The sequence below is a fragment of the Burkholderia sp. RF2-non_BP3 genome (genome assembly GCF_001522185.1).
GTDB lineage: Bacteria > Pseudomonadota > Gammaproteobacteria > Burkholderiales > Burkholderiaceae > Burkholderia > Burkholderia diffusa.
In genome coordinates this window covers 168,374-192,730 of the sequence record NZ_LOSU01000033.1, presented here as the reverse complement: position 1 = coordinate 192,730, position 24,357 = coordinate 168,374, and the positions used below count along the sequence as shown (strand labels likewise).

At 66.3% G+C, this 24,357-nt stretch carries 29 protein-coding genes; 15 read left to right on the top strand and 14 right to left on the bottom strand.

The features are described 5' to 3' along the window. Positions 1 to 54 precede the first annotated feature (54 nt). The 3 genes from WS45_RS36170 to WS45_RS17175 all read right to left on the bottom strand — a co-directional run bounded on the left by WS45_RS36170 (position 55) and on the right by WS45_RS17175 (position 1,707). Positions 55 to 534, bottom strand: coding sequence for a hypothetical protein (locus WS45_RS36170; RefSeq protein ID WP_257140483.1), 480 nt, complete (start codon positions 532 to 534; stop codon positions 55 to 57). Positions 535 to 717: 183 nt separating this feature from the next. After that, entirely contained in the window at positions 718 to 939 is a 222-nt protein-coding gene (locus WS45_RS33665) for a hypothetical protein (protein WP_082721967.1), read from the bottom strand. 321 nt (positions 940 to 1,260) lie between these two features. After that, entirely contained in the window at positions 1,261 to 1,707 is a 447-nt protein-coding gene (locus WS45_RS17175) for a hypothetical protein (protein WP_059700850.1), read from the bottom strand. A 214-nt stretch (positions 1,708 to 1,921) separates the two neighbouring features. Here WS45_RS17175 and WS45_RS17170 point away from each other — a divergent pair, with 214 nt between their 5' ends. Both WS45_RS17170 and WS45_RS17165 read left to right on the top strand, forming a co-directional pair. Next, a complete protein-coding gene (locus tag WS45_RS17170; protein WP_063896542.1) occupies positions 1,922 to 2,260 on the top strand; it encodes an alkylphosphonate utilization protein in 339 nt (112 codons plus the stop codon). Continuing rightward, a complete protein-coding gene (locus WS45_RS17165; RefSeq protein ID WP_059700849.1) occupies positions 2,250 to 3,086 on the top strand; it encodes a hypothetical protein in 837 nt (278 codons plus the stop codon). The genes WS45_RS17170 and WS45_RS17165 overlap by 11 nt, the downstream gene beginning before the upstream one ends. A 13-nt stretch (positions 3,087 to 3,099) precedes the next feature. Here the strand turns inward: WS45_RS17165 and WS45_RS17160 are convergent, their stop codons facing one another. Beyond that, positions 3,100 to 3,297 (bottom strand): ribbon-helix-helix protein, CopG family, encoded by a 198-nt coding sequence (locus WS45_RS17160; RefSeq protein ID WP_059536760.1) that lies wholly within the window; start codon positions 3,295 to 3,297, stop codon positions 3,100 to 3,102. 108 nt (positions 3,298 to 3,405) lie between these two features. Continuing rightward, a complete protein-coding gene (locus WS45_RS17155; RefSeq protein ID WP_059536764.1) occupies positions 3,406 to 4,173 on the bottom strand; it encodes a YoaK family protein in 768 nt (255 codons plus the stop codon). A gap of 245 nt (positions 4,174 to 4,418) precedes the next feature. On the opposite strand from WS45_RS17155, the gene hyfB reads away from it, so the two are divergent. The 6 genes from hyfB to WS45_RS17125 are packed head-to-tail and all read left to right on the top strand — an operon-like array spanning position 4,419 to position 11,566. Next, on the top strand, positions 4,419 to 6,425 hold the full coding sequence (gene hyfB / locus WS45_RS17150) for a hydrogenase 4 subunit B (protein ID WP_059700848.1): 2,007 nt from the start codon (positions 4,419 to 4,421) through the stop codon (positions 6,423 to 6,425). Further along, positions 6,419 to 7,369 (top strand): respiratory chain complex I subunit 1 family protein, encoded by a 951-nt coding sequence (locus WS45_RS17145; protein ID WP_059536771.1) that lies wholly within the window; start codon positions 6,419 to 6,421, stop codon positions 7,367 to 7,369. The genes hyfB and WS45_RS17145 overlap by 7 nt, the downstream gene beginning before the upstream one ends. Continuing rightward, a complete protein-coding gene (locus tag WS45_RS17140) occupies positions 7,370 to 8,029 on the top strand; it encodes a hypothetical protein (protein WP_059536774.1) in 660 nt (219 codons plus the stop codon). It abuts the gene before it with no gap. Next, complete coding sequence (locus tag WS45_RS17135) at positions 8,022 to 9,485, top strand: hydrogenase 4 subunit F (RefSeq protein ID WP_059693003.1); 1,464 nt, start codon at positions 8,022 to 8,024, stop codon at positions 9,483 to 9,485. The genes WS45_RS17140 and WS45_RS17135 overlap by 8 nt, the downstream gene beginning before the upstream one ends. 3 nt (positions 9,486 to 9,488) lie before the next feature. Next, positions 9,489 to 11,051: a hydrogenase large subunit gene (locus tag WS45_RS17130; RefSeq protein WP_059700847.1), complete on the top strand. Its 1,563-nt coding sequence runs from the start codon at positions 9,489 to 9,491 to the stop codon at positions 11,049 to 11,051. Continuing rightward, entirely contained in the window at positions 11,051 to 11,566 is a 516-nt protein-coding gene (locus tag WS45_RS17125) for an NADH-quinone oxidoreductase subunit B family protein (RefSeq protein WP_059700846.1), read from the top strand. Before WS45_RS17130 ends, WS45_RS17125 begins: the two co-directional genes overlap by 1 nt. A gap of 71 nt (positions 11,567 to 11,637) precedes the next feature. On the opposite strand, the gene WS45_RS17120 is transcribed toward WS45_RS17125, so the two are convergent. After that, on the bottom strand, positions 11,638 to 11,850 hold the full coding sequence (locus WS45_RS17120; protein ID WP_059511443.1) for a DUF2909 domain-containing protein: 213 nt from the start codon (positions 11,848 to 11,850) through the stop codon (positions 11,638 to 11,640). Then, positions 11,847 to 12,197 carry a hypothetical protein gene (locus WS45_RS17115; protein ID WP_059536789.1) on the bottom strand — a complete coding sequence of 117 codons (351 nt, stop codon included), beginning with the start codon at positions 12,195 to 12,197 and terminating at the stop codon, positions 11,847 to 11,849. Before WS45_RS17115 ends, WS45_RS17120 begins: the two co-directional genes overlap by 4 nt. A 437-nt stretch (positions 12,198 to 12,634) precedes the next feature. Between WS45_RS17115 and WS45_RS17110 the strand changes: the two genes are divergently transcribed. Further along, a complete protein-coding gene (locus WS45_RS17110; RefSeq protein ID WP_059680929.1) occupies positions 12,635 to 12,820 on the top strand; it encodes a ribbon-helix-helix protein, CopG family in 186 nt (61 codons plus the stop codon). A gap of 35 nt (positions 12,821 to 12,855) precedes the next feature. On the opposite strand, the gene WS45_RS17105 is transcribed toward WS45_RS17110, so the two are convergent. Continuing rightward, entirely contained in the window at positions 12,856 to 13,692 is an 837-nt protein-coding gene (locus WS45_RS17105) for a hypothetical protein (protein WP_059700845.1), read from the bottom strand. Between the two features lie 46 nt (positions 13,693 to 13,738). Then, positions 13,739 to 14,083: a zinc ribbon domain-containing protein YjdM gene (locus tag WS45_RS17100; RefSeq protein WP_031401187.1), complete on the bottom strand. Its 345-nt coding sequence runs from the start codon at positions 14,081 to 14,083 to the stop codon at positions 13,739 to 13,741. 367 nt (positions 14,084 to 14,450) lie between these two features. Here WS45_RS17100 and WS45_RS17095 point away from each other — a divergent pair, with 367 nt between their 5' ends. The 3 genes from WS45_RS17095 to WS45_RS17085 all read left to right on the top strand — a co-directional run bounded on the left by WS45_RS17095 (position 14,451) and on the right by WS45_RS17085 (position 15,753). Further along, on the top strand, positions 14,451 to 14,714 hold the full coding sequence (locus WS45_RS17095; RefSeq protein ID WP_059536796.1) for an HPr family phosphocarrier protein: 264 nt from the start codon (positions 14,451 to 14,453) through the stop codon (positions 14,712 to 14,714). A 65-nt stretch (positions 14,715 to 14,779) separates the two neighbouring features. Then, a complete protein-coding gene (locus tag WS45_RS17090) occupies positions 14,780 to 15,001 on the top strand; it encodes a hypothetical protein (RefSeq protein ID WP_059536799.1) in 222 nt (73 codons plus the stop codon). Positions 15,002 to 15,198: 197 nt separating this feature from the next. After that, positions 15,199 to 15,753, top strand: coding sequence for a GNAT family N-acetyltransferase (locus WS45_RS17085; RefSeq protein WP_257127628.1), 555 nt, complete (start codon positions 15,199 to 15,201; stop codon positions 15,751 to 15,753). Positions 15,754 to 15,777: 24 nt separating this feature from the next. On the opposite strand, the gene WS45_RS17080 is transcribed toward WS45_RS17085, so the two are convergent. The 3 genes from WS45_RS17080 to WS45_RS17070 all read right to left on the bottom strand — a co-directional run bounded on the left by WS45_RS17080 (position 15,778) and on the right by WS45_RS17070 (position 20,553). Further along, positions 15,778 to 17,469, bottom strand: coding sequence for an efflux transporter outer membrane subunit (locus tag WS45_RS17080; RefSeq protein ID WP_059700844.1), 1,692 nt, complete (start codon positions 17,467 to 17,469; stop codon positions 15,778 to 15,780). A 2-nt stretch (positions 17,470 to 17,471) separates the two neighbouring features. Continuing rightward, positions 17,472 to 19,067, bottom strand: a complete 1,596-nt coding sequence (locus tag WS45_RS17075; protein WP_059700843.1) for a DHA2 family efflux MFS transporter permease subunit — start codon at positions 19,065 to 19,067, stop codon at positions 17,472 to 17,474. Between the two features lie 85 nt (positions 19,068 to 19,152). Further along, positions 19,153 to 20,553, bottom strand: coding sequence for an HlyD family secretion protein (locus WS45_RS17070; RefSeq protein ID WP_059701022.1), 1,401 nt, complete (start codon positions 20,551 to 20,553; stop codon positions 19,153 to 19,155). Positions 20,554 to 20,672: 119 nt separating this feature from the next. Between WS45_RS17070 and WS45_RS17065 the strand changes: the two genes are divergently transcribed. The 3 genes from WS45_RS17065 to WS45_RS17055 all read left to right on the top strand — a co-directional run bounded on the left by WS45_RS17065 (position 20,673) and on the right by WS45_RS17055 (position 22,704). Further along, a complete protein-coding gene (locus WS45_RS17065; RefSeq protein ID WP_257140481.1) occupies positions 20,673 to 20,972 on the top strand; it encodes a hypothetical protein in 300 nt (99 codons plus the stop codon). Positions 20,973 to 21,179: 207 nt separating this feature from the next. Continuing rightward, entirely contained in the window at positions 21,180 to 22,094 is a 915-nt protein-coding gene (locus tag WS45_RS17060; RefSeq protein WP_059700841.1) for a manganese catalase family protein, read from the top strand. A gap of 133 nt (positions 22,095 to 22,227) precedes the next feature. Then, on the top strand, positions 22,228 to 22,704 hold the full coding sequence (locus WS45_RS17055) for an NUDIX hydrolase (protein WP_059700840.1): 477 nt from the start codon (positions 22,228 to 22,230) through the stop codon (positions 22,702 to 22,704). Here WS45_RS17055 and WS45_RS17050 read toward each other — a convergent pair. Beyond that, entirely contained in the window at positions 22,679 to 23,164 is a 486-nt protein-coding gene (locus WS45_RS17050; protein ID WP_059536832.1) for a hypothetical protein, read from the bottom strand. The two genes, WS45_RS17055 and WS45_RS17050, sit on opposite strands and share 26 nt — an antisense overlap. A gap of 121 nt (positions 23,165 to 23,285) precedes the next feature. After that, positions 23,286 to 23,768, bottom strand: coding sequence for a BON domain-containing protein (locus WS45_RS17045; protein ID WP_059692982.1), 483 nt, complete (start codon positions 23,766 to 23,768; stop codon positions 23,286 to 23,288). Between the last annotated feature and the right edge of the window lie 589 nt (positions 23,769 to 24,357).

Here is a 24,357-nt window from a genome sequence, read left to right as displayed (position 1 = left end):
CGCGCATGACCGGCGAGCAAGGCCGTTTACGCGAGGGTCGGCATGCGCGTTTGTCTAGGAATCCGATGATTTTTTTGATTGGGGGCACAACGCGAGCAAGACCGCCTGCCGATGCCGCCATTGAAGCAGTTCGTCGCGGAACTCATCGGATGATTGCCCGGCCGTTACCCGCAATGTTCCGGATTGAAAGGTTCTCGCCGCGCGCCAGAACGGTCGGACTTCCGGTAGATCGTCGATGGCGGTGATAGGCAACTGGTACGTTCGATGCAAATACGACAGGAAGGCAAGACCATAGCCGCGGCGCCTCATTGACGCGAGAATTTCCAGCCGATGAACGTAGACCCGATCGGTCCGTGGCGCCAGACTGTATGTCGCCGCGCCGACAGTACCGCCGGACGCCTCCAGGATCGCGACTTCCCAGCCCGGATGCATGGCACCGTCGATGCCAAGATCGATCGGTCTGGATTGAAAACGAACCACCGGAAGCCGGCGAAACTTGCGCCGAACAAAAAGGGACCGCAGGAAGGAAAGCACGTTCAGCCTTTTGTCATGTCCGCAGCGATACGTTCTTCATCTTCGCGCGCGACAGCAATCCGCAGCCGCGCACTGCCACGTTGGCGCTTTCCATATCAGACACAACCGCGCACAACATGAACGACTCCGCCTGGATGTTTGAATCAACGCGACCGTGTGATTCCCGAGCGACGTCGACAAGCACTATTTCCGATTTTTCAGGAAAGTCTGCCCGGCTGCCGTAATCGAAACGCTTCCTCGACCGTTCGTCGGATAGCGCACGAATCCAGCGCCAATGAGTTCTCGGGTAATGGACCAGCCAAGCGCGGGCGTATCGCGACCATAACGAATATCGGCAAGGCGCTCGAGCGCCCAGATCGCGGAGGCCGAGATAGTTTGAACCGTCGAAGTTTCGTTGTCGCTCATGGCGTCTCCAAAGATTTGATCATGGTCAAGGGTGCTGCATGTCTCGAGCTCAAATGTGGCAAGACACGCACTCAGGCGTGTCCAGTCGCATCTGACACCGACCTCGGTGTGTACGGAGGACATCTCACAGCCTTCAAAGCCCAGCGAGACGAAGTCGCTTGCAAATACAGGAAAGAACTTGTGCGGACATGCTGCGACGCGCCATGTCCACGAGCACATCACGGACGGAGTTCACATCGTCCCGGCTCCATGCGGGACCCATTTCGAAATGGACGACGGTTGCCATATTCCTCGCGCGTGCCGTGAGACAGATCCTGGTATTCAGTGGGACGGGGCAACCTGGCAGGCCATCAGAAACGCCTGGAACTCGGTCTCCCATGCAGCATTGCGCACGTCGATCTCGAAACCGGCGAGACGCTTCATCTCGCTGCTCAGATACACGGCATTGAGCAATCGAGGGGGCACACCCTGCGCAAAACAGCAGCCATCTGCATCGAGAAGCAGACGCGGGTGGTGCCGGAACCGCGCACTGGCCACTGAGATCGGATCCATCACATGCCGAGCCGATTCCCTCGGATAAACGAAGGCCAGATGGATACCGGCAGCCGCGAGCCGTTCGGCCGCATCATGGAAGCGGTGAACCATCTGGAAGCCGCGCTCGCCACCGCGTCCGACACCCACAACGATAAGCCCTCGGCTTCCCGCGACCTCCGGCAGGAATACGGGCCGCCGATCGGGCAGCAGTAGCACCCCATCCAGATCGAACATGTCGACTACCTCCGCGAATCCGCCCGCAACTCCGGCGATCGGCGGCAAGCCGCGATTATAAGACAGCAATAAACAAATGTGTATCGCATTATAATGCGGTGCACATCAAACTTTGAGCTGGACGCACCCGCGAGCCGACGGCACGATGGCACGATGGCAACCTCGGTGATGAAAGTGCACGCCCGCTTTCCCCTGCCTCTCCCGAATCCGACAAATGAAAGTCGCGATGAACTCTGCCCCGGACGGCGCGCTGATCGTATGCGTGGACTGCAGTCACGAATGGGCGGCCGGCGCCGGCATCAAATCGACTGACGAATCCGTCGAGCGGGTGGTCAAGGATGTTTACGGCACCGTCCTGTCGGACGGCGATTCCGTCGTGCTGATCGAGGACTTGTGCGTAAAGGGTTCGTCGATCGCGTTGAAGATGGGCCCCGAGGTCAAGAGCATCCATCTCGTCGGCGGCGATCACAACGGCGAACCCGCTTGTCGTTGCCGTTCGCTGCACGCACCCCCAACAACTTGCCTACCCGGATCGATCGAGCATGGAGCATGACCGAACATCCTACGATGCGTTCGTCGAATTTCTCTCGACCCCGCTGCACGACGGGCGACCGTACGTACTGGAGACGCAGCACGCGATCTCACTGCACTTCGATCACCAGGCCACCCAAAGCTTCATGTCGCTGCGCACGCCCGACGAACTGGCGCTCGGCTATACGCGAACCATGATGGGATGTTTGCTGCTGCACCCAGCCGCCGGACATATATGCATGATCGGGCTCGGCGGCGGCTCCTTGGCAAAGTATTGTTATCGGCATCTGCCCAGCGTGACCATCGATGCGGTCGAAATCAATCCGGAAGTCATCGCGCTACGCGACGTGTTCAGGATTCCTGCGGACGACTCTCGATTCAAGGTGATCTGTGCAGATGGCGCGGAGTACGTGACGCGGGAGGATGTCCACACCGACGTGATCCTGCTGGATGCCTTCGTCGCGGAAGGCATGCCGAGCCGGTGTGCGAATATCGCGTTCTTTACCGCCTGTCGCGAGCGATTGAGCGATTCCGGAGTGCTCGCGATCAATCTGGCTGACGATGACCCGTCGCTGCCCGCTCACATCGCGCGCCTGGGCTGCGTGTTCGGCCCTTCGTATGCGGTTGTCCGCTGCGACGACGACAGCAATTTCGTCGCTTTCGCCTGGAAAGGGCCGCTTCGTTTGCCATCGAGGCGAGTGCTGTCCGAACGCGCGCGCTCGTTCGCGTTTGCCGGCGAACTCAAGCTGTCGTCAACCGCTCGGCGCGTGAAGGAAGGAGAACGCCTCGATCCAAAGCGGTTGATCTGGCATGCGCAGGGGCATGCACACTGGGAAATCGACGTCTAGCCGGCTTGCGAACTCAGCCCGCGCTTCGCTTCACCCGCTTGCCGAGCGTGCTTTTCGTCTTGTAGCTCACGCCGTGTTCCTCGAGATACTCGCGAATCAACTGCCGCACGACTTGCGACGGTGTGAGGTCCTGCTCCGCGCAGAGCATGTCGAACGCTTCTTTCTTGGCGGGATCGATCAGGATGGTCAAGCGTGCGGTTTTCGTTTCCATTACAGGACAGAGTCGGCGAATATGCTAATCCAATTATAATGCACCGGCCCTTGCCGCCAGCACCGGAAAACATTCGTCACACACGCGTTGATCCGCTCGGCGCCCCGCTCACGACCTGCGGTCGAGCCGATAGAGATATTCAAGCACGTCGTCGACAACGGGCACGATCGCCAGCGTGACGAGCACCGCGGCAAGCGGCACGGTCGACACGTAGCCGACATGCTTGAAGCCGATTGCGCCGGCCAGCCCCCCGACGAAGAACGACGCCAGCATCGTCCCGTGAATCCTGAGCTTCGCGCGGTTCGCGATCACCGCCTGCGCGTGCACGTCTGCATTCGAGCGGTTCCAGTAAAAGAGTTTGCCGAGTTCGATGCCGAGGTCCGTCACGATGCCCGTCATGTGCGTCGTGCGGATTTCCGCTCCGGAGAGCTTTGTGATCATCGCGTTTTGCAGCCCCATGATGAAGCACAGCAAGATGACCGTGACCGGCATGAAGAACGCTTCCCACAGCGCGAGATGGCTGCCGAGCAGCCCGAACAGGAGCAGCAGCGCGGCTTCGACCAGCAACGGCAGCACATACTGACTCTGCAAGCCGCGGCGGCGCCCCCAGTTGACGAGCATCGCCGAGCAGCCGGCGCCCACCAGAAACGACGCGAGCGAACCCACTCCGGCCAGCACGAGCCGGATGTCGCCGAGTGCCGTCTGATCCGCAATCGCCGACACGATCCCGCTCATGTGCGACGTGTATTGCTTGACCGCGAGGAAACCGCCGGCATTGGTTGCTCCGGCAACAAAGGCAAGCGAAAACCCGAGCTGGCGGTTCGCGGCCGCGCTACGGTGTTTTCCCGTCAGGCCTCGGAAGTACTGCGCTGGCATAGGATCTTCCCTCATTCGCCCGGATCGGGGACAACGACGCCCTGGGCGGAACCCGGAACGCCGCGACAAACCGCCACGGGCGCCCGCTCCATCCGAGGATTCATGAGACTTTAATGATAACGACATTATCATACCTTGTTATCCGGATTGGCCTTTCGGTGTCATAATGCGGGCAGGAATACGTCGCGGGAGAAGCGGCCATTCCAACCACCTCGTCCAACCCGAGCGTACTGGAGACATTCCGGATGGCACCCGTGCCGGTCGTCCACTTCGTCCTGCTGGCCGTGGCCGCGTGGCTCGCGGTCGGCACGCTGGGGCTCGGGGCGCTGCGTCGCACGCGGCTCGTGGCCCACGGCCTCTTTCCGCTCGGCGCGTTGGTCGGACTGTTCGCCGCCGCGGCGGGCCTCGCCGGCATCTTTGCCGAACCGTCTGCCGCCGTGCTGCCGATCGGGCTTCCCGGCCTGCCCTTTCATCTGCGTCTCGACCGCTTGTCCGGCTATTTCCTGTTCGTGCTGGGCCTCGTCAGCACGGGGATCGGCGCCTTTTCAGCCGGCTATTTCCGCAAGGGCGAAGGATCCGCGCCCGGGTTGATCTGCTTCGAATACCACGTCTGCGTCGCAAGCATCGCACTGGTGTTGATCGCGGACGACGCATACGTGTTCATGGTCGCCTGGGAGACGCTGACGCTGTCCGCGACGTTTCTCGTGATGACCAACCACCGGATCGGCGAGATCCGCCGTGCGGGATATCTGTATTTCCTGATCTCGCACGTCGGCGCGCTCGCGCTGCTGCTCTGCTTCGGCATTCTGCAGGCGCGCACCGGCGACTACACCTTCGCCAACCTGCGCGCGCAGTCGCTGGATACCTTCTCCGCATCGTTCGCCTTCCTGTTCGCGCTCGTCGGGTTCGGCGCGAAGGCCGGCATCTTCCCGCTGCATGTGTGGCTGCCGGAGGCCCATCCCGCGGCACCGTCACCCGTCTCGGCGCTCCTCAGCGGATTCGTGTTGAAAGTTGGTCTGTACGGCCTGCTGCGCACCCTGTTCGACCTGTTGCACGTGCAGATCGCATGGTGGGGCGTGCTGCTGCTCGTGCTTGGCATCGGCACCGCGCTGCTGGGCGTGGTGTTCAGCACCATCCAGACCGACATGAAACGCCTGCTCGCCTATTCGTCGATCGACAACGTCGGCCTGATGATCGTCGCGCTCGGTCTTGCCGTGCTGTTTCGCGCATACGGGATGACGAGCCTGTCCGCGCTCGCGCTGACCGCGATGCTCTATCAAATCGTCGCGCACGCGGCATTCAAGAGCTTGCTGTTCCTGGGCACGGGCGCCGTGCTCCACGCCACCGGCGAGCGCAACCTCGGCAAGCTCGGCGGGCTGATTCGCTTCATGCCCTGGACCGCATGGGCGGTGCTCGCGGGTGTCGCGGCGAGCGCGGGCTTGCCGCCGCTCAGCGGCTTCGCGGCCGAATGGCTGTTGCTGCAGAGTTTCCTGTTCGCGCCAGGCTTGCCGGATTCGGTGCTCGCCATGACCGTGCCGATCGCCGCCGCGCTGATCGCCATGTCGGCCGCGCTGGCCGGCTACACGATGGTCAAGTTCTTCGGCATCGTATTCCTCGGGCAACCGAGAGAAGCGAAGCTGAACCGCGCCCGCGATGCGAACATGTGGGAACGGCTCGCGTTCTGCTGGTTCGCGACCGCCAGCGTGCTGCTCGGGCTGATGCCGGCGCAGTTCGTCAAGCTGCTGGATCGCGTCACGCACACGCTGGTCGGCGCCGGCGTCGGCGCGGACAATCACGGCTGGCTGCTGTTCGCGCCCGTGTCGGCCGCTCGCGCGAGCTACATGCCGGCGGCTTTCATGCTGTTCTTCATCGCATGCTGCGGACTCGCGTGGGTGCTGGTACGGCGTTTCTATCACGGCCGGCTGCGACGCGCGGCGCCGTGGGGCTGCGGCTTTCCGTTCACGACCGCGCGAATGCAGGATACGGCGGAAGGATTTGGCCAACCGATCCGCGAAATCTTCGCACCGCTGCTGCACATCGAGCGGCAATTACCGTCGCCATTCGACGCACAGCCGGCCTATCGGGTGTCGGTGACCGATCGCACCTGGTCCGCACTCTACTTGCGCATCGCGGCACTGACGCAACGCATCGCCGACTGGGCGGGCCGCCTGCAGACGGGCAAGATCGCGGTTTACCTGACATACAGTTTCGTCGTGCTGATCGTGCTTCTGATGCTGGTGAGACGATGGTAACCCTGTCCGGCGTCATCTCGCAGACTCTCGAAATCGTGATAGCGATCGCGGCCGCGCCATTGCTCACGGGCTGGGTCAACCAATGCCGCGCCTGGCTTCAGAACCGGCGTGCACCGTCCATCTGGCAACCGTACCGGATGCTCCACAAGCTGTTCAACAAGGAATCGGTCATCGCGCACGGCGCAAGCCCCGTGTTCCGCGGCGCGCCCTATGTCGTCTGGGCCGCCATGACGCTCGCGTGCGCGATCGTGCCAACCCTGTCGACCGAGTTGCCGCTGTCGCCCGCCGCCGATGCAATCGCGCTCGTCGGCCTGTTTGCGCTCGCGCGCGTCACACTGTCGCTCGCGGCGATGGACGTCGGCACGGCGTTCGGCACGCTCGGCGCCCGCCGCGAAATGCTGATCGGCTTCCTCGCGGAGCCGGCACTGCTGATGGTGCTCCTGTCTGCCTCGCTGATTACGCAGTCGACGCTGCTGACGAGCATCGTCGCGACACTCGGCCGCGGCGAGCTCACGATCTACCCGAGCCTGGCGTTCGCCGGCATCGCGTTCACGCTGGTCGCGCTGGCCGAAAATGCGCGGCTGCCGGTCGACAATCCGACCACTCACCTCGAACTCACGATGATCCACGAGGCGCTGATCCTCGAATATTCGGGACGGCACCTTGCCTTGATGGAGTGGGCGGCAAGCCTCAAGCTGTTCGCGTATTCGTGCATCGGTCTCGCGTTGTTCGTGCCCTGGGGCATCGCGAACGCGGGCGATCCGGTTGCGCTGCTGCTGGCCGTGCCGGTGCTCTTCGTCAAACTGGCGGCAGGCGGCGTGACGCTCGCCGTGGTCGAAACGGCCAACGCGAAGATGCGCATCTTCCGGGTACCGGAATTCCTGGCGACCGCCTTCCTGCTGGCCGTGATCGGCATGCTCGTCCATCTGCTGCTGGGAGCATGAATGCACGCCTACGCAACACAACTGATCAATTTCCTCGCGGCCGTGCTGCTGATGCTGTCGTTCGCGATGCTGAGCCAGCGCAGGATCCTGTCCCTGATCCATCTCTATACGCTGCAGGGTGTCGCGCTCGTGTCGGCGAACCTGATCCTCGGCTTCGTCACGGACGACGTGCACCTGTACGTGTCCGCCGCGCTGACGCTCGTGCTGAAGGTCGGCGTGATTCCGTGGTTCCTGTATCGGCTCGTTCGCAGGCTCGACGTCAAGACCGACGTCGAGCCGCTCATCAATATCCCGACCACACTGCTGATCGGCATCGTGCTCGTCATCGTTGCGTTCAATGTCGCGGCGCCGATCAGCCAGCTCGCGACATCGGTCGCACGCGGCACGCTCGGCATTGCGCTCGCATGCGTGCTGCTGTCGTTCATGGCGATGATCACGCGCGCGAAGGCCATTCCGCAGGTGATCGGCTTTCTGTCGATGGAAAACGGGTTGTTCTTCGCGGCGGCGGCCGCGACCAACGGCATGCCGATGATCGTCGAGCTCGGCATCGGGCTCGACGTGCTGATCGGGATCCTGATCCTGGGCGTCTTCATGTTCCAGATTCGCGAGCAGTTCGACAGCCTGGACATCCATCACCTCGAGAAACTCAAAGATGAATGACGCCCACGTCGTGCTCGCCGTGCTCGGCCTGCCGCTCGCGGGAGCGGCGTGCCTCGCCTGCGTGCGGCCGAGCCGGGTCGCGCGCCAGCTGAACGTCGGCTTCAGCTTCCTGACGTTCGCGGCAACGGTGGTGCTTGCCGCGCGCACCGTCGAGCACGGCCCGTCGTTCGCATTCGGACGCGCGTTTTTCGTCGATCCGCTCAACGTCTATCTCGTGGCACTCACGGCGTTCGTCGGCTGGACGACTTCGCTGTTTTCCCGGCCCTACATGCAGATCGAGGAAGCCCGCGGTCGGATGACCGCCGCACGCATGCGGCTCTATCACAGCATGTATCAGCTCTTCATGTTCGCGATGCTGCTCGCGCTACTGACCGACAACGTCGGCGTGCTGTGGGTCGCGATGGAAGCCGCAACGCTCGCCACCGTGTTGCTCGTCAGCGTCTACCGCACCGCCGCGAGCCTCGAAGCCGCATGGAAATACTTCATCCTGTGCGGCGTCGGCATCGCCCAGGCGCTGTTCGGCACGATCCTGCTGTATCTTGCCGCGAGCCGGCAACTGACCGACGGCGACGCGCTGTTGTGGACGAGCCTGGCCGCGATCAGGACGCAGCTCGATCCGACGATCGTGTCGATCGCCTTCGTGTTTCTGCTGGTCGGCTACGGCACCAAGGTCGGCCTCGTGCCGATGCATAGCTGGCTGCCGGACGCGCACGCCGAAGGTCCGACGCCGATTTCGGCGGTGCTGTCCGGCCTGCTGCTGAACGTCGCGCTGTATGCGGTGCTGCGCTGCAAGGTGCTGGCCGACGGCGCGCTCGGCAACGGCCTGCCTGGGCGATTGCTGGTCGGGTTCGGGCTCGTGTCGGTCCTGATCGCGTCGTTCTCGCTGTTCCGGCAGAAGGACGTGAAGCGCCTGTTCTCGTACTCGTCGATCGAGCATATGGGCCTGATGACGTTCGCATTCGGGCTCGGCGGCCCGATCGCGACGTTCGCCGGGTTGCTGCACATGACGGTCCATTCCCTCGTCAAGTCGGCGATCTTCTTCGCGGTCGGTCATGCCGCGCAGAAGGCCGGCACGCAGGCGATCGACGGCATTCGCGGGCTGCTGCAGGTCAGCCCGACGGTCGGTTGGGCATTGATGCTTGGCGCACTTGCCATTCTCGGGTTGCCGCCGTTCGGCGTGTTTGCGAGCGAATTCCTGATCCTGACGACGGCGATGAACGCGCTCCCGTGGACCGCGCCGTTGCTGCTGCTCGGGCTCGCCGTCGCGTTCGCGGCGATCTTCGCGCGCGTGCAGCGAATGGTGTTCGGCGAAACGACGACGGCGACGCCGCTCGAACACCGGCCGGCGCTGCTGCCGGTGTTCGTGCATCTGGGGCTCGGCCTGATGCTGGGTCTGTACGTGCCGCCTTATCTGGCGATGTGGTATCGCCAGGCTGCAACGATGCTGGCGGGATAAGCGATGCGACTCGACTTGATTCAGGCGGACGGCTCGACTCGCCTCGGGCACGAAGCAGGCCAGGTTCCGGCTACCGTGGTTGACGTCGACGAAGCGCGATGGCTCGACATCGCGCATACCGCGCGGATGGAGCGAAGCCGCCTCGTCGCGATGTGGGGCGGCGAAACGCCCGAGCGCGTATTTTCGGTCAACGCGGCTTACGAATGCGACGACGGCGTCATGTGGGTGCGTCTCGCGACCGGGTCGGAACCGCGTCCCGACGGCGACTATCCCGATCTGGCGGGCGTGTTTCCCGCCGCAACGCGCATGCAGCGCGCGATTTTCGACCTGACCGGGCTGCGCGAGCGCGATGCGCGCGACACGCGCCCGTGGCTCAATCACGGCAACTGGCCCGGCGACTACTTTCCGCTGCAGAAGCGGGCGACCGGAATCGAGCGGTTCGAATCGAACGAAGCGGATTATCCGTTCGTGCAGGTTTCCGGCGACGGCGTGCACGAAATCGCGGTCGGGCCGATTCACGCCGGCATCATCGAGCCGGGCCATTTCCGGTTTTCGGTCGTCGGCGAGAAAGTGCTGCGGCTCGAGGAGCGGCTCGGCTATGTGCATCGCGGCGTCGAACGGTTGTTCGAACGGACGGCCGCGTCGAACGGCCATCGCGTCGCGGGCCGGGTCGCCGGCGATTCGACCGTTGCGTTCTCATGGGCCTACTGCATGGCGCTCGAGCAGGCGTGCGGCACAGCCGTGCCGGCGCGTGCGCTGGTTCTGCGCGCCCTCCTGCTCGAACGCGAGCGCATCGCCAATCACCTCGGCGACCTCGGCGCGCTCGGCAACGACGCCGGATTCGCGTTCGGTCTCGCGCAGTTCTCGCGGCTCAAGGAGAACTGGGTACGGACCAACGACGGGATCTTCGGGCATCGATACCTGATGGATCGAATCGTGCCGGGCGGGCTGGCCGTCGACATTTATCCCGAGGACGCGGCGGCGCTCACCGAACAATGCGAACGCATCGCACGCGAAGTACACGTGATGCGGAAGATCTACGAGGACCAGTCCGGGCTGCAGGACCGGTTTCTCGGCACCGGCCGACTGAATGCCGACGTCGTCGCACATTTCGGCGTGCGCGGCATGGCCGCCCGCGCCAGCGGCGAGACATTCGACGTGCGCGCGAACCTGCGGCCGGCCCCGTACGGCAACCTGGCCGTCAAGGCGGCAAGCGACCCGCGCGGCGACGTGGCCGCGCGGGTCGCCGTGCGGTTTGCCGAAATCGACGAATCGTTGCGCCTGATGGGCGAACTGCTGGCGATTCTCCCGGACGGGCCGATCGCCACCACCGTCACGCCCGCGGCGGCGCCATCCAGGGGAATCGGCTGGGTGGAGGGTTGGCGCGGCGACGTGTTCGTCGCGCTCGAGACGGCGTCGGGCGATGCCATCGCGCGCTGCCATTGCCACGATCCGTCCTGGCAGAACTGGCCGGCGCTTGAGCACGCGATCATCGGCAACATCGTTCCCGATTTCCCGTTGATCAATAAATCGTTCAACCTGAACTACGCGGGGCACGATCTCTGATGTGGCAACTCATCCGTCAATTCGCGCGCACTGAATTTCCCGACGAGCCCGTGCCGACCGCCGAAGCCGCCTGGCGACACGAGGCGCAGCAGATTCGTCAGGACATTCTCGACCTCCTCGGCCGCGCGTTGTGCATCCGGCAGATCGACGCGGGTTCGTGCAACGGCTGCGAACTGGAGATCCATGCGCTGAACAACCCGTACTACAACATCGAAGGGCGCGGGATCAAATTCGTCGCCAGCCCGCGCCATGCGGACCTTCTGCTCGTGACCGGCCCCGTCACGCTGAACATGAAGGCAGCCGTGCTTGCCGCGTACGAGGCGACGCCGGCGCCGAAGCTGGTCGTCGCAGCCGGCGAGTGCGCGTGCACGGGCGGCATCTTTGCCGACAGCTATGCAGTGTGCGGCCCCGTTTCGTCGGTGCTGCCCGTCGATGTGACGATTCCTGGATGTCCGCCGCCGCCGATCGATCTGCTGCGCGGCATTTTGACGGCCTGCCGATCGCGCGGAGACTGAAACGGAGCCAGTGGCAATCCTTCAGTCGGCAATAGCTCGTGCGCTGCGGCGGCGAGGGCGAATGCCCCGCATCACCGCCCGATTGGCAGCCCGGTCGGCTCGATCCACCCGAGCCGGTATGCGATCAGCAGCGACAGGAACAGCGTGATCGACAGCCCGACGCGCGCCGCGAGCGACCACGCCATCCGCTTGCTGCCGCCCCGGTCGTGATTCATGAAATACAGCGCGAAAACCAGGCTTCCGATAATCATCACGAAAGCCACCGAAACCAGCGCAATCTTCATTGTTGATGTTCCTCCAGGCCGGAATCGGCCTTCAGCAGTGCTGCCAGTCTTTGCCGCTCGGCAGCGACGTCGGCAACACCCGACGCCGGCCAGTCCAGCGCCACGCCATTACCCAGCGAATCGCGTACGAGCGTCTGGTAACGCCGGTCGCTGATACGGCCCTGCTCCATCGCTTCCGCGATTTCATGTCGAAACGGTAGCGGAAAGCTCGCGTATCCGCGCGACAGCGCCGCATATTGGCGCGCGTCGACCTCTTTCGACGACGGCACGACTGCCCACATCACGACGGCCACGATGGCTGCGAAAGGAATCGCCGTGTAGCGGAGAACGAACTTGATCGGGGTCATGAGGCGAATAGCGAAGTGGGCTGTGCAGTAAAGACGAAGTGACGACCGGGCAGCGCCGCAGTAACGGTGCACGCACGCCGCGTGGAAACGGAAGCAGCCGGATCATCGGCCGCGCGGACGACCGAGCCGCTCGGGCAAGCCGGAGCAGGCAGCCCCGGTCGATATTGTACTTAAAGCCCAATACAACCAACAGCGCATGATAATCTCGTTATCATCTTTGCCATATGATTCGAGCAATTCGAGGCTCCCGGGCCTGCGGCCCGCGCAGCCACCTCGCACCGGCGACCGGCATCGTAACCGATGCTCGACGAGCTGTTCACGTGGCTCGTACACCGGCGTTGAACCGGTGCACGACCCGTGCATGACACATCCGGACATGGCGCCGAAAGCGGATGGATTATAATTTGATTAACATATCGACCACCCCTGCCATCCCGATGGAAACGAAAACCGCCCGCCTGACCGTCCTGATCGATCCCGCCAAGAAAGAAGCATTCGAAATGCTCTGCGCCGAGCAGGACCTCACACCGTCGCAAGTCGTGCGTCAGTTGATCCGCGAGTATCTCGACAAACACGGCGTCACGTACAAGACCAAGAGCACGCTCGGCAAGCGAGTGAAGTAAGGGATGAAGTAGGCGCGGTCAAACCTGCGGCGCCGTCAGGCGCAGATTTCCCATCGTGAATGTTCGCGCGCGCGCCAGACGAGCCGCGCGGGATCGATGCGCTCCCCCGCCTTCATGCGCCGAGCGGTGGACGACAGCTTGAGCGCGCCCGCCGAGCCGAATCCCAGCGCGCGCTCGAGCAGGATGCGCAGCGACGGCAGCGGGTTGCCGTTCTTCCACGCGAACGCAATGAAGTTGTTGTCGTCGCCGCACGGCACCAGCGCACACGAATCGTCGAACACCGTGCGCAGTTGCTCGAGATGCCGCGGCAACGCCGGATCGTCGTCCATGAAGTTGATCGCGAGCACGCCCGTTTCGCTCAGCCGCGCACGGCACGCATCGAGAAACGCGGTGCCCGTGCAGCGGCCCGGCATGCCGTCGGCGACGAATGCGTCGTGCAGGATCACGTCCGCCTGGACGTCCGGCCTTTCGACGTAGTCGGCGCCGTCCGCGCAGATCACCGCGAAGCGCGCGTCGTCTTCTGGAATCCTGAACACGTCGCGCAGCGCGATCACGTCCGGATTGATCTCGACCGCGTCGATCGCCGTGTCGGGCAAGTGCCGATAGCAGTACTTCGCCAGCGATCCACCGCCGAGCCCGATCATGCAGATACGCGCGGGCGCCGGCTGCAGCAGCAGGAAACCCATCATCACGCGCGTATAGCCGAGTTCGAGCCTCACCGGATCCTTCAGCGACATGAAGCTCTGCGTGCCGAAGTGGTCGAAGTGCAGCGACACCGCGTGCTTGGTCTCGAGCACGAACGGACGGCCGTCGTTCAACGGCGCCGCCAGGAACTGCAGGAACGCGTCATAGGAAATTCGATCCTCGCTCATGCTCGACAGGCCCGGTTGATCGGAGAGTCGCTCGTACCGCGTGCGGTCATACCTTCTTCAGGTAGCAGGCCTTCAGCATGAAGCCGCCCATGTCGGTCTTGCAATCGACTTCGTGATCGCCGCCGACGAGACGGATGCTCTTCACCTTGGTGCCCATCTTCAGCGTGATCGACGAACCCTTCACGCGCAAGTCCTTGATCAGCACGACCGAATCGCCGTCCGACAGCACGTTGCCATTCGCGTCCTTGACGACGTCGCCCGCCGGTTCGTCGCCCGCTTCGGCGCCGGCGCCGGCCGACCATTCGTGGCCGCAGTCCGCGCACACGGTCAGCGTGCCATCCGGGTAGGTGTTTTCCATCGCGCATTGCGGGCAGGCGGGGGCGGCGTTCATTGCAGCTTCCATTCGGTGGGATTTCAGGTCAATCGATAAAAAAATACCGGACACGCAAGCGCGTGGCCGGACCGCGCGCCGTACGGCCCCGTCGACAAATCGACCGGGCAGCACGTCGCGCACACGACATTATAATGCAATACACATAAACACGTTGCCGTATTATAATCGTCAACTTTCGATCGTTCGCCGGACTTGATGGCGGTTTCGCTGAGGATGTCGACATGTTCGAGATGAATGATGCACCGATGCCTGGTGTACAACACCCTGCGCCCCGTCGGGAAACCGCGCTCAGCGCGGTCCCGCCGTGCCGCCGGCCGGCCGTTGCACGGCGTTCCGGCAACTTTCCCCAAGGCTGATCCGCATCGTGGCAACCGTCGTCTACGTTGAAATCGGCCCCGCCTGGAACCGCAACCGTGCGATCGCGGCGCGTGATGCGATCGTCGCGGCGGCACACCGCTTCGAAAGCGACATCCTGCTGCTCGCCAACGGGCTCAGCGGCAGCGCGAAGGACGCGACGGCCATCGCGGCGCTACAGATGCATGGCGGCACGTCCGCGCAGGTGCTCGCCACCGGCCCCGACGAGGACGCCGCGCTCCAGGCGCTGCTGCCGTTGCTGCAGGCGGGCTGACGCTGCGTCGCCCGATCCCACGGCCTCGTGCCGTTCATCCTGAATCACCACTCTCCGAGGAAGCGATGAACGACAACGTCACGTCCAACACCCCCAACCTGTCGGCCTCCGCGATCTGGGCGCTCGAGCGCCTCGCCGATGTGCGCTACGGCCGCGATGCGCCGGCGCTTGGCTGGTCGGTCGAGCAGGAACTCGTCGGCGCGGGCTTCGTCAGCCATGCCGCGAACGGCCGATCCGGTGCGTCGATCACCGCGCACGGGCGCAGCTTCCTGAAAAGCCGCAAGTAGAAACCGCCCGGCACGGGCGCGATGCCGCCATGCGGCCGCCAGCCCGTGCCGCAATCATCGGACGACGGCAAGCCGGACGATGCGATCGCATTCCCCGCCACACACGGGGATTTGCGGCCGCGCCGCGGTTTCCGCGGTATCGTACGGGGCCCAAGCGCGACGCACCGCGCTGCCTTCCTTTCCTCATGGAACGCCCGATGACACTCAGCGCCCTGCCGCCCGTCACGTCCCCGCCGGTTCTCGACACCCCCCGCCTGATTCTCGAAGGCCACCCGCTCGGCGACTTCGACGCGCTCGCCGCGATGTGGACCGAGCCGACCGTCGTCGCGCACATCTTCAACGGCAAGCCGTCGGCGCCGCGCGACTCGTGGATGCGGCTGCTCGCGTATCGCGGGCTGTGGCCGCTGCTCGGCTACGGCTACTGGGCGATTCGCGAGAAGACGTCGGGCCGCTACGTCGGCGATCTCGGTTTCGCCGACTTCCATCGCGCGGTCGAGCCGTCGATTCGCGGCGTGCCGGAAGCCGGCTGGGCGCTCGCGAGCTGGGCGCACGGCAAGGGCTACGCGACCGAGGCGTTGTCGCATGCGCTCGGCTGGCTCGATGCGCAGCACCGGTTCGAGCGCAGCGTGTGCCTGATCGCGCCGACCAACGTCGCGTCGATCCGCGTCGCGCAGAAGGCCGGGTATGCCGATCCTGTGCGGATTCGCTTCAACGACGCCGATTCGCTGCTGTTTTCGCGTGCGTGCCGGTAAGCGCGATGTCGCGCACCGGCCGCTTCATCGCGACCAAGGTGCGTGGGCCGTCTGCGCCGGCGACGATGTCGCCCCGAGCGTAGCCGCTTCCGGCGCCGGGCCGGCCGTCTGCCATCCACCGCCCAGCGCCTTGTAGAGCGCGACCAGATCGGTCGTCGTCTGCAACGCGCCCTGCACCGCCTTCTGCCGCCCCTCCGACCATTGCCGCTCGGCGTCGAGCACGTCGAGAAACGGCGACAACCCCTTCCGGTAACGATCGCGCGCGAGTTCCAGCGCGCTCCGCTCGGCCTTCTCCGCATCGTCGAGCGCGGCTGCGCGCGTCTGGTCGGTGCGATACACGGCCAGCGCGTTGTCGACGTCGCGCAGTGCGACGAGCACCGCCTGTCGGTACGCAAGCGCCGCTTCGGCCTGCCGCGCCTGCGACAGCCGCAGATTCGACACCAGTTGCCCGCCCGCAAAAACCGGCAGCGACACGGCCGGCCCGAACGCATAAAACAGATGGGACCAGTGCGCGAGTTCGCGAACGTGAGACGCACGCAGGCCGACCTGCCCCGTCAGGGAGATGTCCGGATAGAACTGCGCGACGGCGACGCCGACGTCCGCGGTCGCCGCATGCAGGTCGGCCTCCGCGCGGCGGATGTCGGGCCGCCGGCGCGCGAGCGTCGACGGCAGTCCGACCGGCACGGCGGGCGGCACGCCCGGCAATGCGCGCGGCACGTCGAGCCAGTCGTCGAGCGCACCCGGCGGCCCCCCGACCAGATACGCGAGACCATTGCGCAGCAGCGCGATCTGCTGGTCGAACTGCGGCAGTTGCGCGCGGATCTGCGCGAGCCGCGCGTCGGCGCTGCGTACGTCCAGATCGCTCGCAAGGCCGTGCGCGGCCTGCTCGCGCGTGAGGTCGAGCAGGTCGCGCTGCGCGCGTTGGAGGTCATCGGCCAGCGCGCGCTGCGCTTCGGCGCCGCGCAGTTGCAGATAGGTCTGCGCGACTTCGGCCTCGAGCGACAGCAACGCGTCGTCGCGGCTCGCGACAGCGGCGCTTGCCTGCGCGCCGGCCGATTCGACCGAGCGGCGCACGCGCCCGAACAGGTCGAGTTCCCACGACGCGTCGAATCCGGCCTGCCACAGGTTGACCGGCGCCTCGAGGGCATCGATCGCACCCCGTGCGCCCTGCTGCACGCTCGCGCCGGTGCCCGGGCCGTACCGGTCGAGCGGCGAACCCGGCGCACCGAGGCGGTCGACGCGCTGGTCGATGCCCTGTTCCTCGATGATGCCCTTCAGGCCCAACTGCTCGCGCTGGTAGCTCGCGCTCGCGCGCACGTTGGGCAAGCCCTGCGCAGCCGCCGCGCGCACCTGCGCCCGCGCCTGCGCGATGCGCAGCACGGCGGCCTGCACGCCGAGGTTGTCACGCGCGGCGCGCTCGACCAGCCGGTCGAGCAGCGGGTCGCCGAACGCACGCCACCAACGTGGGTCGGGATCGGCGCTGGTCAGCGGCGACGACGGCGCGGATGCGCCGGGCGTCGAATCAGCCGATGCGCCCGAAGCGGCCGATGCCGGCGCCTTCAGGTCGTGCCAGTTCGCCGGCACCTCCGCATGTGGCGGCTTGAAGTCCGGCCCGACGGTGCAGCCCGCGAGTGCCGCGCAGACCGCGAGCACCGCCGCGATACCACGCGCTCGCGGCGAATGTCGGCGGCGACCGCGCTGTAGACGATTCGTCATCCTCAATGCCCTCCCGCGCCGCGTGCGGCCTTCACCGGCGAGAACAGGAACGTCAACGGAATGCTGAACGCGCAGAACACCGCGAGGATCGCGAACACGTCGATATACGCGAGGATCGTCGCCTGCGAGATGAACGTCTCGTACAGCCGGCCGGTGGCGGTCTGGAGCGCGGCCGGCGGCGGCGCGCCCGACAGCGCGCCGATCGTGCGGGCATGATCTTGCAGCGACTCCTGAAAGTTCTGCGATAGCGGCGACATATGCGTGGACAGGTGCGCCAAGCGCGCCTGCGTGCGCTCCCGGATCAGCGCGGTCGACACCGAAATGCCGATGGACCCCGCGACGTTGCGGAACATCGTGAACAGCGCGGACGCGTCGTCGTTGAGCCGCTGCGGCACGGTCAGATACGCGAGCGTCGTGATCGGCACGAACAGGAAGCCGATCGCCAGCGACTGCGCGCAGCGGATCATCACCAGGTGCTTGTAGTCGATGTCCGGCACCAGCATCCGCGAATAGATCAGCGCGCCCGACAGCAGCACGAAACCGAAGCCGACCAGATAGCGCGTCTGCACGTGCGGCATCAGGCGGCTCACGATCGGGATTTCCATCGTGATCAGCAGCGCGCCGGGCGACAGCACGAGGCCCGCGAGCGTCGCCGTATAGCCGAGGTGCTGCTGCGCGAGTTGCGGCACGATCACCGCGCTGCCGTACAGCACGGCCGCGAACGTCGCGATCGTCACGCAGCCGAGTGCGAAGTTGCGGTCGCGCAGGCACGACAGGTCGACCACCGGTTTCCTCGCGCGCAGCAGCCACATCGTCGCGCCGATCAACCCGAGCGCGGACAGCGCCGCGAAGATGCGGATGAAGTTCGAGCCGAACCAGTCGTCGTCCTCGCCGCGATCGAGCATGACCTGCAGGCAGCCGAGTCCGATTGCGATCAGCCCGATGCCGATGTAATCGACGGAAATCCCGCGCTCGGCGCCACGCCGCCACGGCGGATCCTCGACGAGCTGCATCACCGCGAGCACGGTCAGCGCGCCGATCGGCACGTTGAGCAGGAACACCCAACGCCACGAGAAATGATCGGTGATCCAGCCGCCGAGCGTCGGCCCGAGCACCGGCGCGACGACGATCGCGATCGCCGAGATCGAGAACGCGCGGTTGCGCTGTTCGGGAGGAAACGTGTCGAGGATGATCGATTGCTGGTTCGGCTGCAGCCCGCCGCCGAACAGCCCCTGCAGCACGCGGAACACGATCAGTTCGCCGAGATTGGTCGCGACGCCGCACAGGAACGAGCACACCGTGAACGCGGCGATGCACAGCACGAAGTAGCGCTTGCGACCGAGCAGGCGCCCGAAGAAGCCCGAAATCGGCAGCACGATGCCGTTCGCGACAAGATATGACGTGAGCGTCCAGGTCGCCTCGTCGTAGCTCGCGGACATCGTGCCCGCGATATGCGGCAGCGCGACGTTCACGATCGTCGTGTCGAGCACTTCCATGAACGCGGCGAGCGTGACGACGATCGCGACGACCCACGGGTTCGCGGCCGGCCGCCAGGCGCCGCCGCCGGACGATGCCGGCCGGTCGGGCGGCCGGTTCATCGGCGGGCCCCGCGTGACGAGGTGGGCGTATGGATGTCGTGCATCGGATCGCTCCGGTGATGGCGGGCCATCGCGCGGCGGCCGGTCATTTCAGGTGCACGGTCGGTTCGGCCGACAAGCCGAGACCGAGCGGCGGATTGCGCGGCAGCGGACCGTCGAGCACGATCTTCACAGGCACGCGCTGCACGATCTTCACGAAGTTGCCGGTCGCATTCTCGGCCGGGAATGCGGAGAAATGCGCGCCGCTGCCGAGCTGGATGCTGTCGACGTGGCCGTGCAGATCGAGATCGGGATACGCGTCGACCGACACGTCGACGCGATCGCCGATACGCATCCGCTCCAGTTGCGACTCCTTGAAGTTCGCGGTGATCCAGACACGCGGCGTGACGATCGAGAAGATCGACGCACCCGCCTGCAGGTATGAGCCCAGTTGCACGTTCCTGCGCGTGACCCACCCGTCGGACGACGCACGCAGTTCGCAGTACGACAGATTCAGATCGGCCGTATCGAGTTGCGCACGCGCCTGGAGCACCTGCTGGCGGCGCTCCTCGACGGCCGTTTCGGCCTGCCGGATCTGCTGCGGCACGAGGCTCGCGGTACGTGCCTGCGCCTGGGCCATCGCGACGTTCGCATCGGCGCTCGCACGCTGGGCATCGGCCGCGTCGATCGCCTGCTGAGACGTCGCACGCGCATCGACCGCGCGCTGCCGTTCCTGCGCGGCGAGCGCCTGACGGTACGCGGCTTCCGCCGATTCGATCTGCGCGCGGGCCTGCCGGTACTGCGCCGGAAACTGCACATGCGCGATGTCGAGCTGCACGCGCGCCGCGTCGAGCTGGGCCTGTGCCAGTCCGAGCTGCGCGCGCGCCGCATCGACTTGCGCGCGGTAGTCGCGCGGATCGATCTCGACGAGCACGTCGCCGCGATGCACGAACGTGTTGTCGTCGACCGCGAGCCGTGTCACGTAGCCGGACACATGCGGTGCAATGGCCACCGCGTTGCCGTCGGTGTACGCGTCGTCGGTGCTTTCCTGGTCGCGCGTCGCGAGCCACCACACGATCCCCGCGATCACCAGCACGAACAGCACCGCGCCGAGGATGATCAGCGGTTTCCTGCCGGGCCGCTTGCGCGCGCCTTCGCCGTTGTCGCCGTCGCCATCGCCGCCGGTGCGGCCGCCGCGATCGTCGTGCGGATGGCCGTCGCCTCCGCCGCCGCCCGGTGCATCGGTGTCTCGCTCGTCATGGCGATGCTGCCCGGTGCCACCGCCGTTGCCGGCGTCGGCATTGCCGTCGCCCGCGCGGTAGACGGTCGGAGGTGCAAACGCGGTCGACGCGCCCTCCGTGGCCCACGTCGCGGCCGAGGGCGAGCATTGCGTCGGCAACCGCGCCAGCCCCGTCCGACTGCCGTGTCGTTCCGGCGCGAACGTGCGCCGGAACGACACGCGCAATCGCTCATCGACGGGCAACGGGAACAGGGTCGCATCGGGCATGAAATATCGCTCCGGGCGGCGGCCGCGTGCGGTATTGCACGCGCCGGCCTCAAGCGTCCAGGCAAGCAAGCGGCGCACCCGGCACGCGCGCCGCCTGCCGGATGCCGCCGGCACGAGCGATGCGCGGCAATCGCGATCCGATCACCACGACAGGCGCCCCGATGAAGCGATCATCTTCGCTCGACACCGATTCGCACGGACAGGACCGCGGCGACAGCACGCCCGGCCCGGAGGGCAAGCGACACGGCACGGACACGCCGCCACCACGCAGCGCGCGCGATCCTGCCGAAGGCAAGCCTCAAGCGCCCGATGAGCGCCGGCCGGCGCAGTTGCCCGACGCGCCGGCACCCCGCACGCGCGCACGCCGCGACACGCGCCAGCCGGGCATCGTCCATGCCGAGCCGCCGCAGCAGAAATGACAACGCGTTGAAAAATCGCGGGCGCATGCATCGCGCCCGACACGACACCCGACAAGACCGATGCGCGGTAGCGATGTCGCCACGCGCCCGCGAGCATCGGGCCTCGCTCCGCACGGCACGTCGGTCTCGCTTCGCCGCACCGCCACGGGCGCGCCCCGTGCTCGGCCTCCGTCGCAGTTGCCGTTCATTTCCCGACACGGAGGTTTCATGTTCATTCACAACACACGGCTTCAGTACACGGTGCGCGTCGGTGCGCCGAATCCGGGGCTCGCCAACCTGCTGCTGGAACAGTTCGGCGGACCGCAAGGCGAACTCGCCGCCGCGATGCGCTATTTCACGCAGGCGATCACCGAAGAGGATCCCGGCCGCAAGGACATGCTGCTCGACATCGCGACCGAGGAACTGAGCCATCTCGAAGTCATCGGCTCGATGGCCGCGATGCTGAACCGGGGCGCGAAGGGCGAGCTCGCCGAAGCCGTCGACGAACAGGCCGAGCTCTACCGCAAGCTGCACGGCGCGGGTAACGACAGTCACGTCACGCAGGTGCTGTACGGCGCAGGCGCGCCGCTGACCAATTCGGGCGGCGTGCCCTGGTCGGCCGCATACATCGACACGATCGGCGAACCGACGGCCGACCTGCGCTCGAACATCGCGGCCGAAGCGCGCGCGAAGATCATCTACGAGCGGCTCATCAACGTGACCGACGATCCGGGCATCCGCGACGCACTGGGTTTTCTGATGACGCGCGAGGTCTCGCACCAGGTGTCGTTCGAGAAGGCGCTGTACGCGATCACCGGCAATTTCCCGCCGGGCAAGCTGCCGCCGAAGCCCCCGTACGACCGCGTGTACTTCCGGATGCAGGATGGCGAGCCGGTGCCGGGCCCGTGGAATCGCGGCGACTCGCTCGCGTTTCGGCGCGGCGAGCCGGCGGTCGACGGCGGCGACGGCGCCGCGAAGGGCGCGGTCGAGCCGCAGCAGTCGCAGGCGCTCGAAGCGATGACACGGCGACTCGCGTCCGACCCGCGCTGCGATCCCGTGACGGGAGCCGATCTCGGCGCAGGTGCACCGCGCGACAGCACGGCGGCGGCGGCGCCGGGTAACGCCGCGCCGGTCAAACGCTGAGCAGCACCCGCATGTTCGCGGCGTGCGCATCGGGTCGCCCGCGTCGCATCCGCCAGGATGCGGCGACGCGGCGCGGGCACGCCCGTTGCCCGATGGGATCATGGACCGTGCCCTTACCCGTCGCCCGCTGGACATGACACTCCCCGATCCGACCGCCTTCCCGGTGCGCGCGGTGCCGCTCGCGCCGCTTGCGAAGGAGCGCGCGACGATCGTGTGCCATCGCAACGATCGCGTATTGCTGGTCGCGCGCCGTCCCTCGTCGCGCTGGACGCTGCCGGGCGGCGTGATCCGGCGCGGGGAATCCGCGCTCGACGCCGCGCGTCGCGAATTACAGGAGGAAACGGGACTCGCCGATCTCGAGCTTGCGTATTGCTTCTTCGTGGACGGCAGCGTGAAGCGTCATCACGTCTTCGTCGCGCGCATGCCGCCCGGCCGGCACGCGTGCCCCGGGCACGAGATCGCGCTGTGCCGCTGGGTCGGCTTCGACGCGGTCGCGCGGTGGCCGGCGAGCACGCCGACGCAGCGCATCGTGCATCAGCTCTCGGCGCTGTGCGGGCAACGCGGCTTGCCTGCGCTCGCCGCGATCACGCGCCCGTCGGCCGCTCGCTGACCGACGGGCTCGCCGGATTGCGCGGCTCGCGCGCGAGCCCTTGCGCGAACACCTTCAGCCCTTCGAGCAGCGGCGTCAGCGCATCCCACAGCGCTTCGTCGTGCAGCAGCCGGTACGCGCCGCGCACGCCGGGCGCGACGTGCTCGTGCTCGTCCGGCTTCCACGCGCCGACGTGATGCAGCGCGTCGGCGGCCGCGAACACGGCTCTGCCGAACTGCTCCGGCGGAATCCGCGACAGCGCCATCAGCAGCGCGGCGAGATTCTGCACGCCGCTCTGCATGCCGGGCTTGTCGAACGCATCGACGAAGGTCTCGGCCATCTGCGCATTCGCGCTGACGACTTCGTTCGCGAAACGCAAGAAGCCATGGCGGTGGAGGCTGCCCAGCAGGCTTTCGAGCGCGTGGTGCGCATCGGGCTCCGGTGCGGGAGGTGTCGTTGCGGAAATCGGGCGATCGGTCATCAGCTGTTCTCCGGATGGGGCGCGGCGTGGCCGACGTTGCGGCAGCCACGCACGCGCCGAATGCGCGTCGTGCTTCGTTTACCGCGTTTGCCGCGCCCGCCGCGCGCGGCCGATGCCGACGTCAGTGCATCGGGCCGCCGGGCGGCGCCTTGTATTCGCTACGCGCGCCCATCGCATCCTCGACGGTCTGCACGCCGCGCAGCGCGGCCACACCGTCGACGACGGCGTGCCGTTCCGCTTCTTCCACCTGCCCGCTCAGGCGCACATGCCCGTGCTCGACGGTCACGTCGACGTCGCGCGGATGCCCGGCCAGATGACCCAGCGCGGCACGCACGCGTTCGGTGACCTGGGCGTCGTTCGCGTCGCCCGCGAGCCAGTCGGCGCGCAGTCCCGCGATCGCGCCGCGCGCATGGTCGGCCGCGCGCTTCGCCTGCGTATTCGCGTAGTCGACCACGCCGTGCCGGCCCGCGGCGGCCTTGTCCCGCACGTACGCGCGCCGCCGCCGGCCCGATGCCGGATCGAAAAAGTACATCGCCGCCGCGCCGCATGCGACGGCCACCGCGAGATTCAACAACGGATTGATCGAGCGAGTTCTGGAAGTCATGGGAGCACCGTAGTCGATACCCGGAACCGCCGGGCTTCGTCGACACGGGCAGCATGTGCCGTTCCTTACCGCGACGCTGCCGCCGCGGCGGTGCGCGCCCGCCCGCGCGGCATCCGGAGCGCGTGCCCCTCTGCAACCGTGCGATCGAAATGACAAGCGCTTGAAAATTCCGCGTTCGGCGAGCGCCGGCGGCAACGGGGACGCCGGGCGTGAAAGCCGGTGCGAGCGTCGTTGATGTGCCCGGAACGACGCGGTACGGGGCCCGGCCGTCCCCTGCAAGCGCAGTTGATGCATGAGCGTCGGGCAACACGGCGCCGTCGCGTCGCGTGCACATCGTGTGGCGGGCGGGAGCGCGATTGACCGTTAGTTGCAATCTAAAGATCGCGCGTCCGGGTCTCGCACGTCGTCGATCGCCGATACCGCGAAAAGCGCCATCGTTGCGCGCCGGATTGCCTGCCTTTGCCCGCAGCGCCTGCGTTCAACGCCCGTGCCCGATGCGGCCGCGCGGCACATGCCTTGCGCGACGCCCGCCAGCGCCGCGCACGACGATCGCCTGCGCGGCTCATCGGCTCTTCCCGAACCAAGGAGA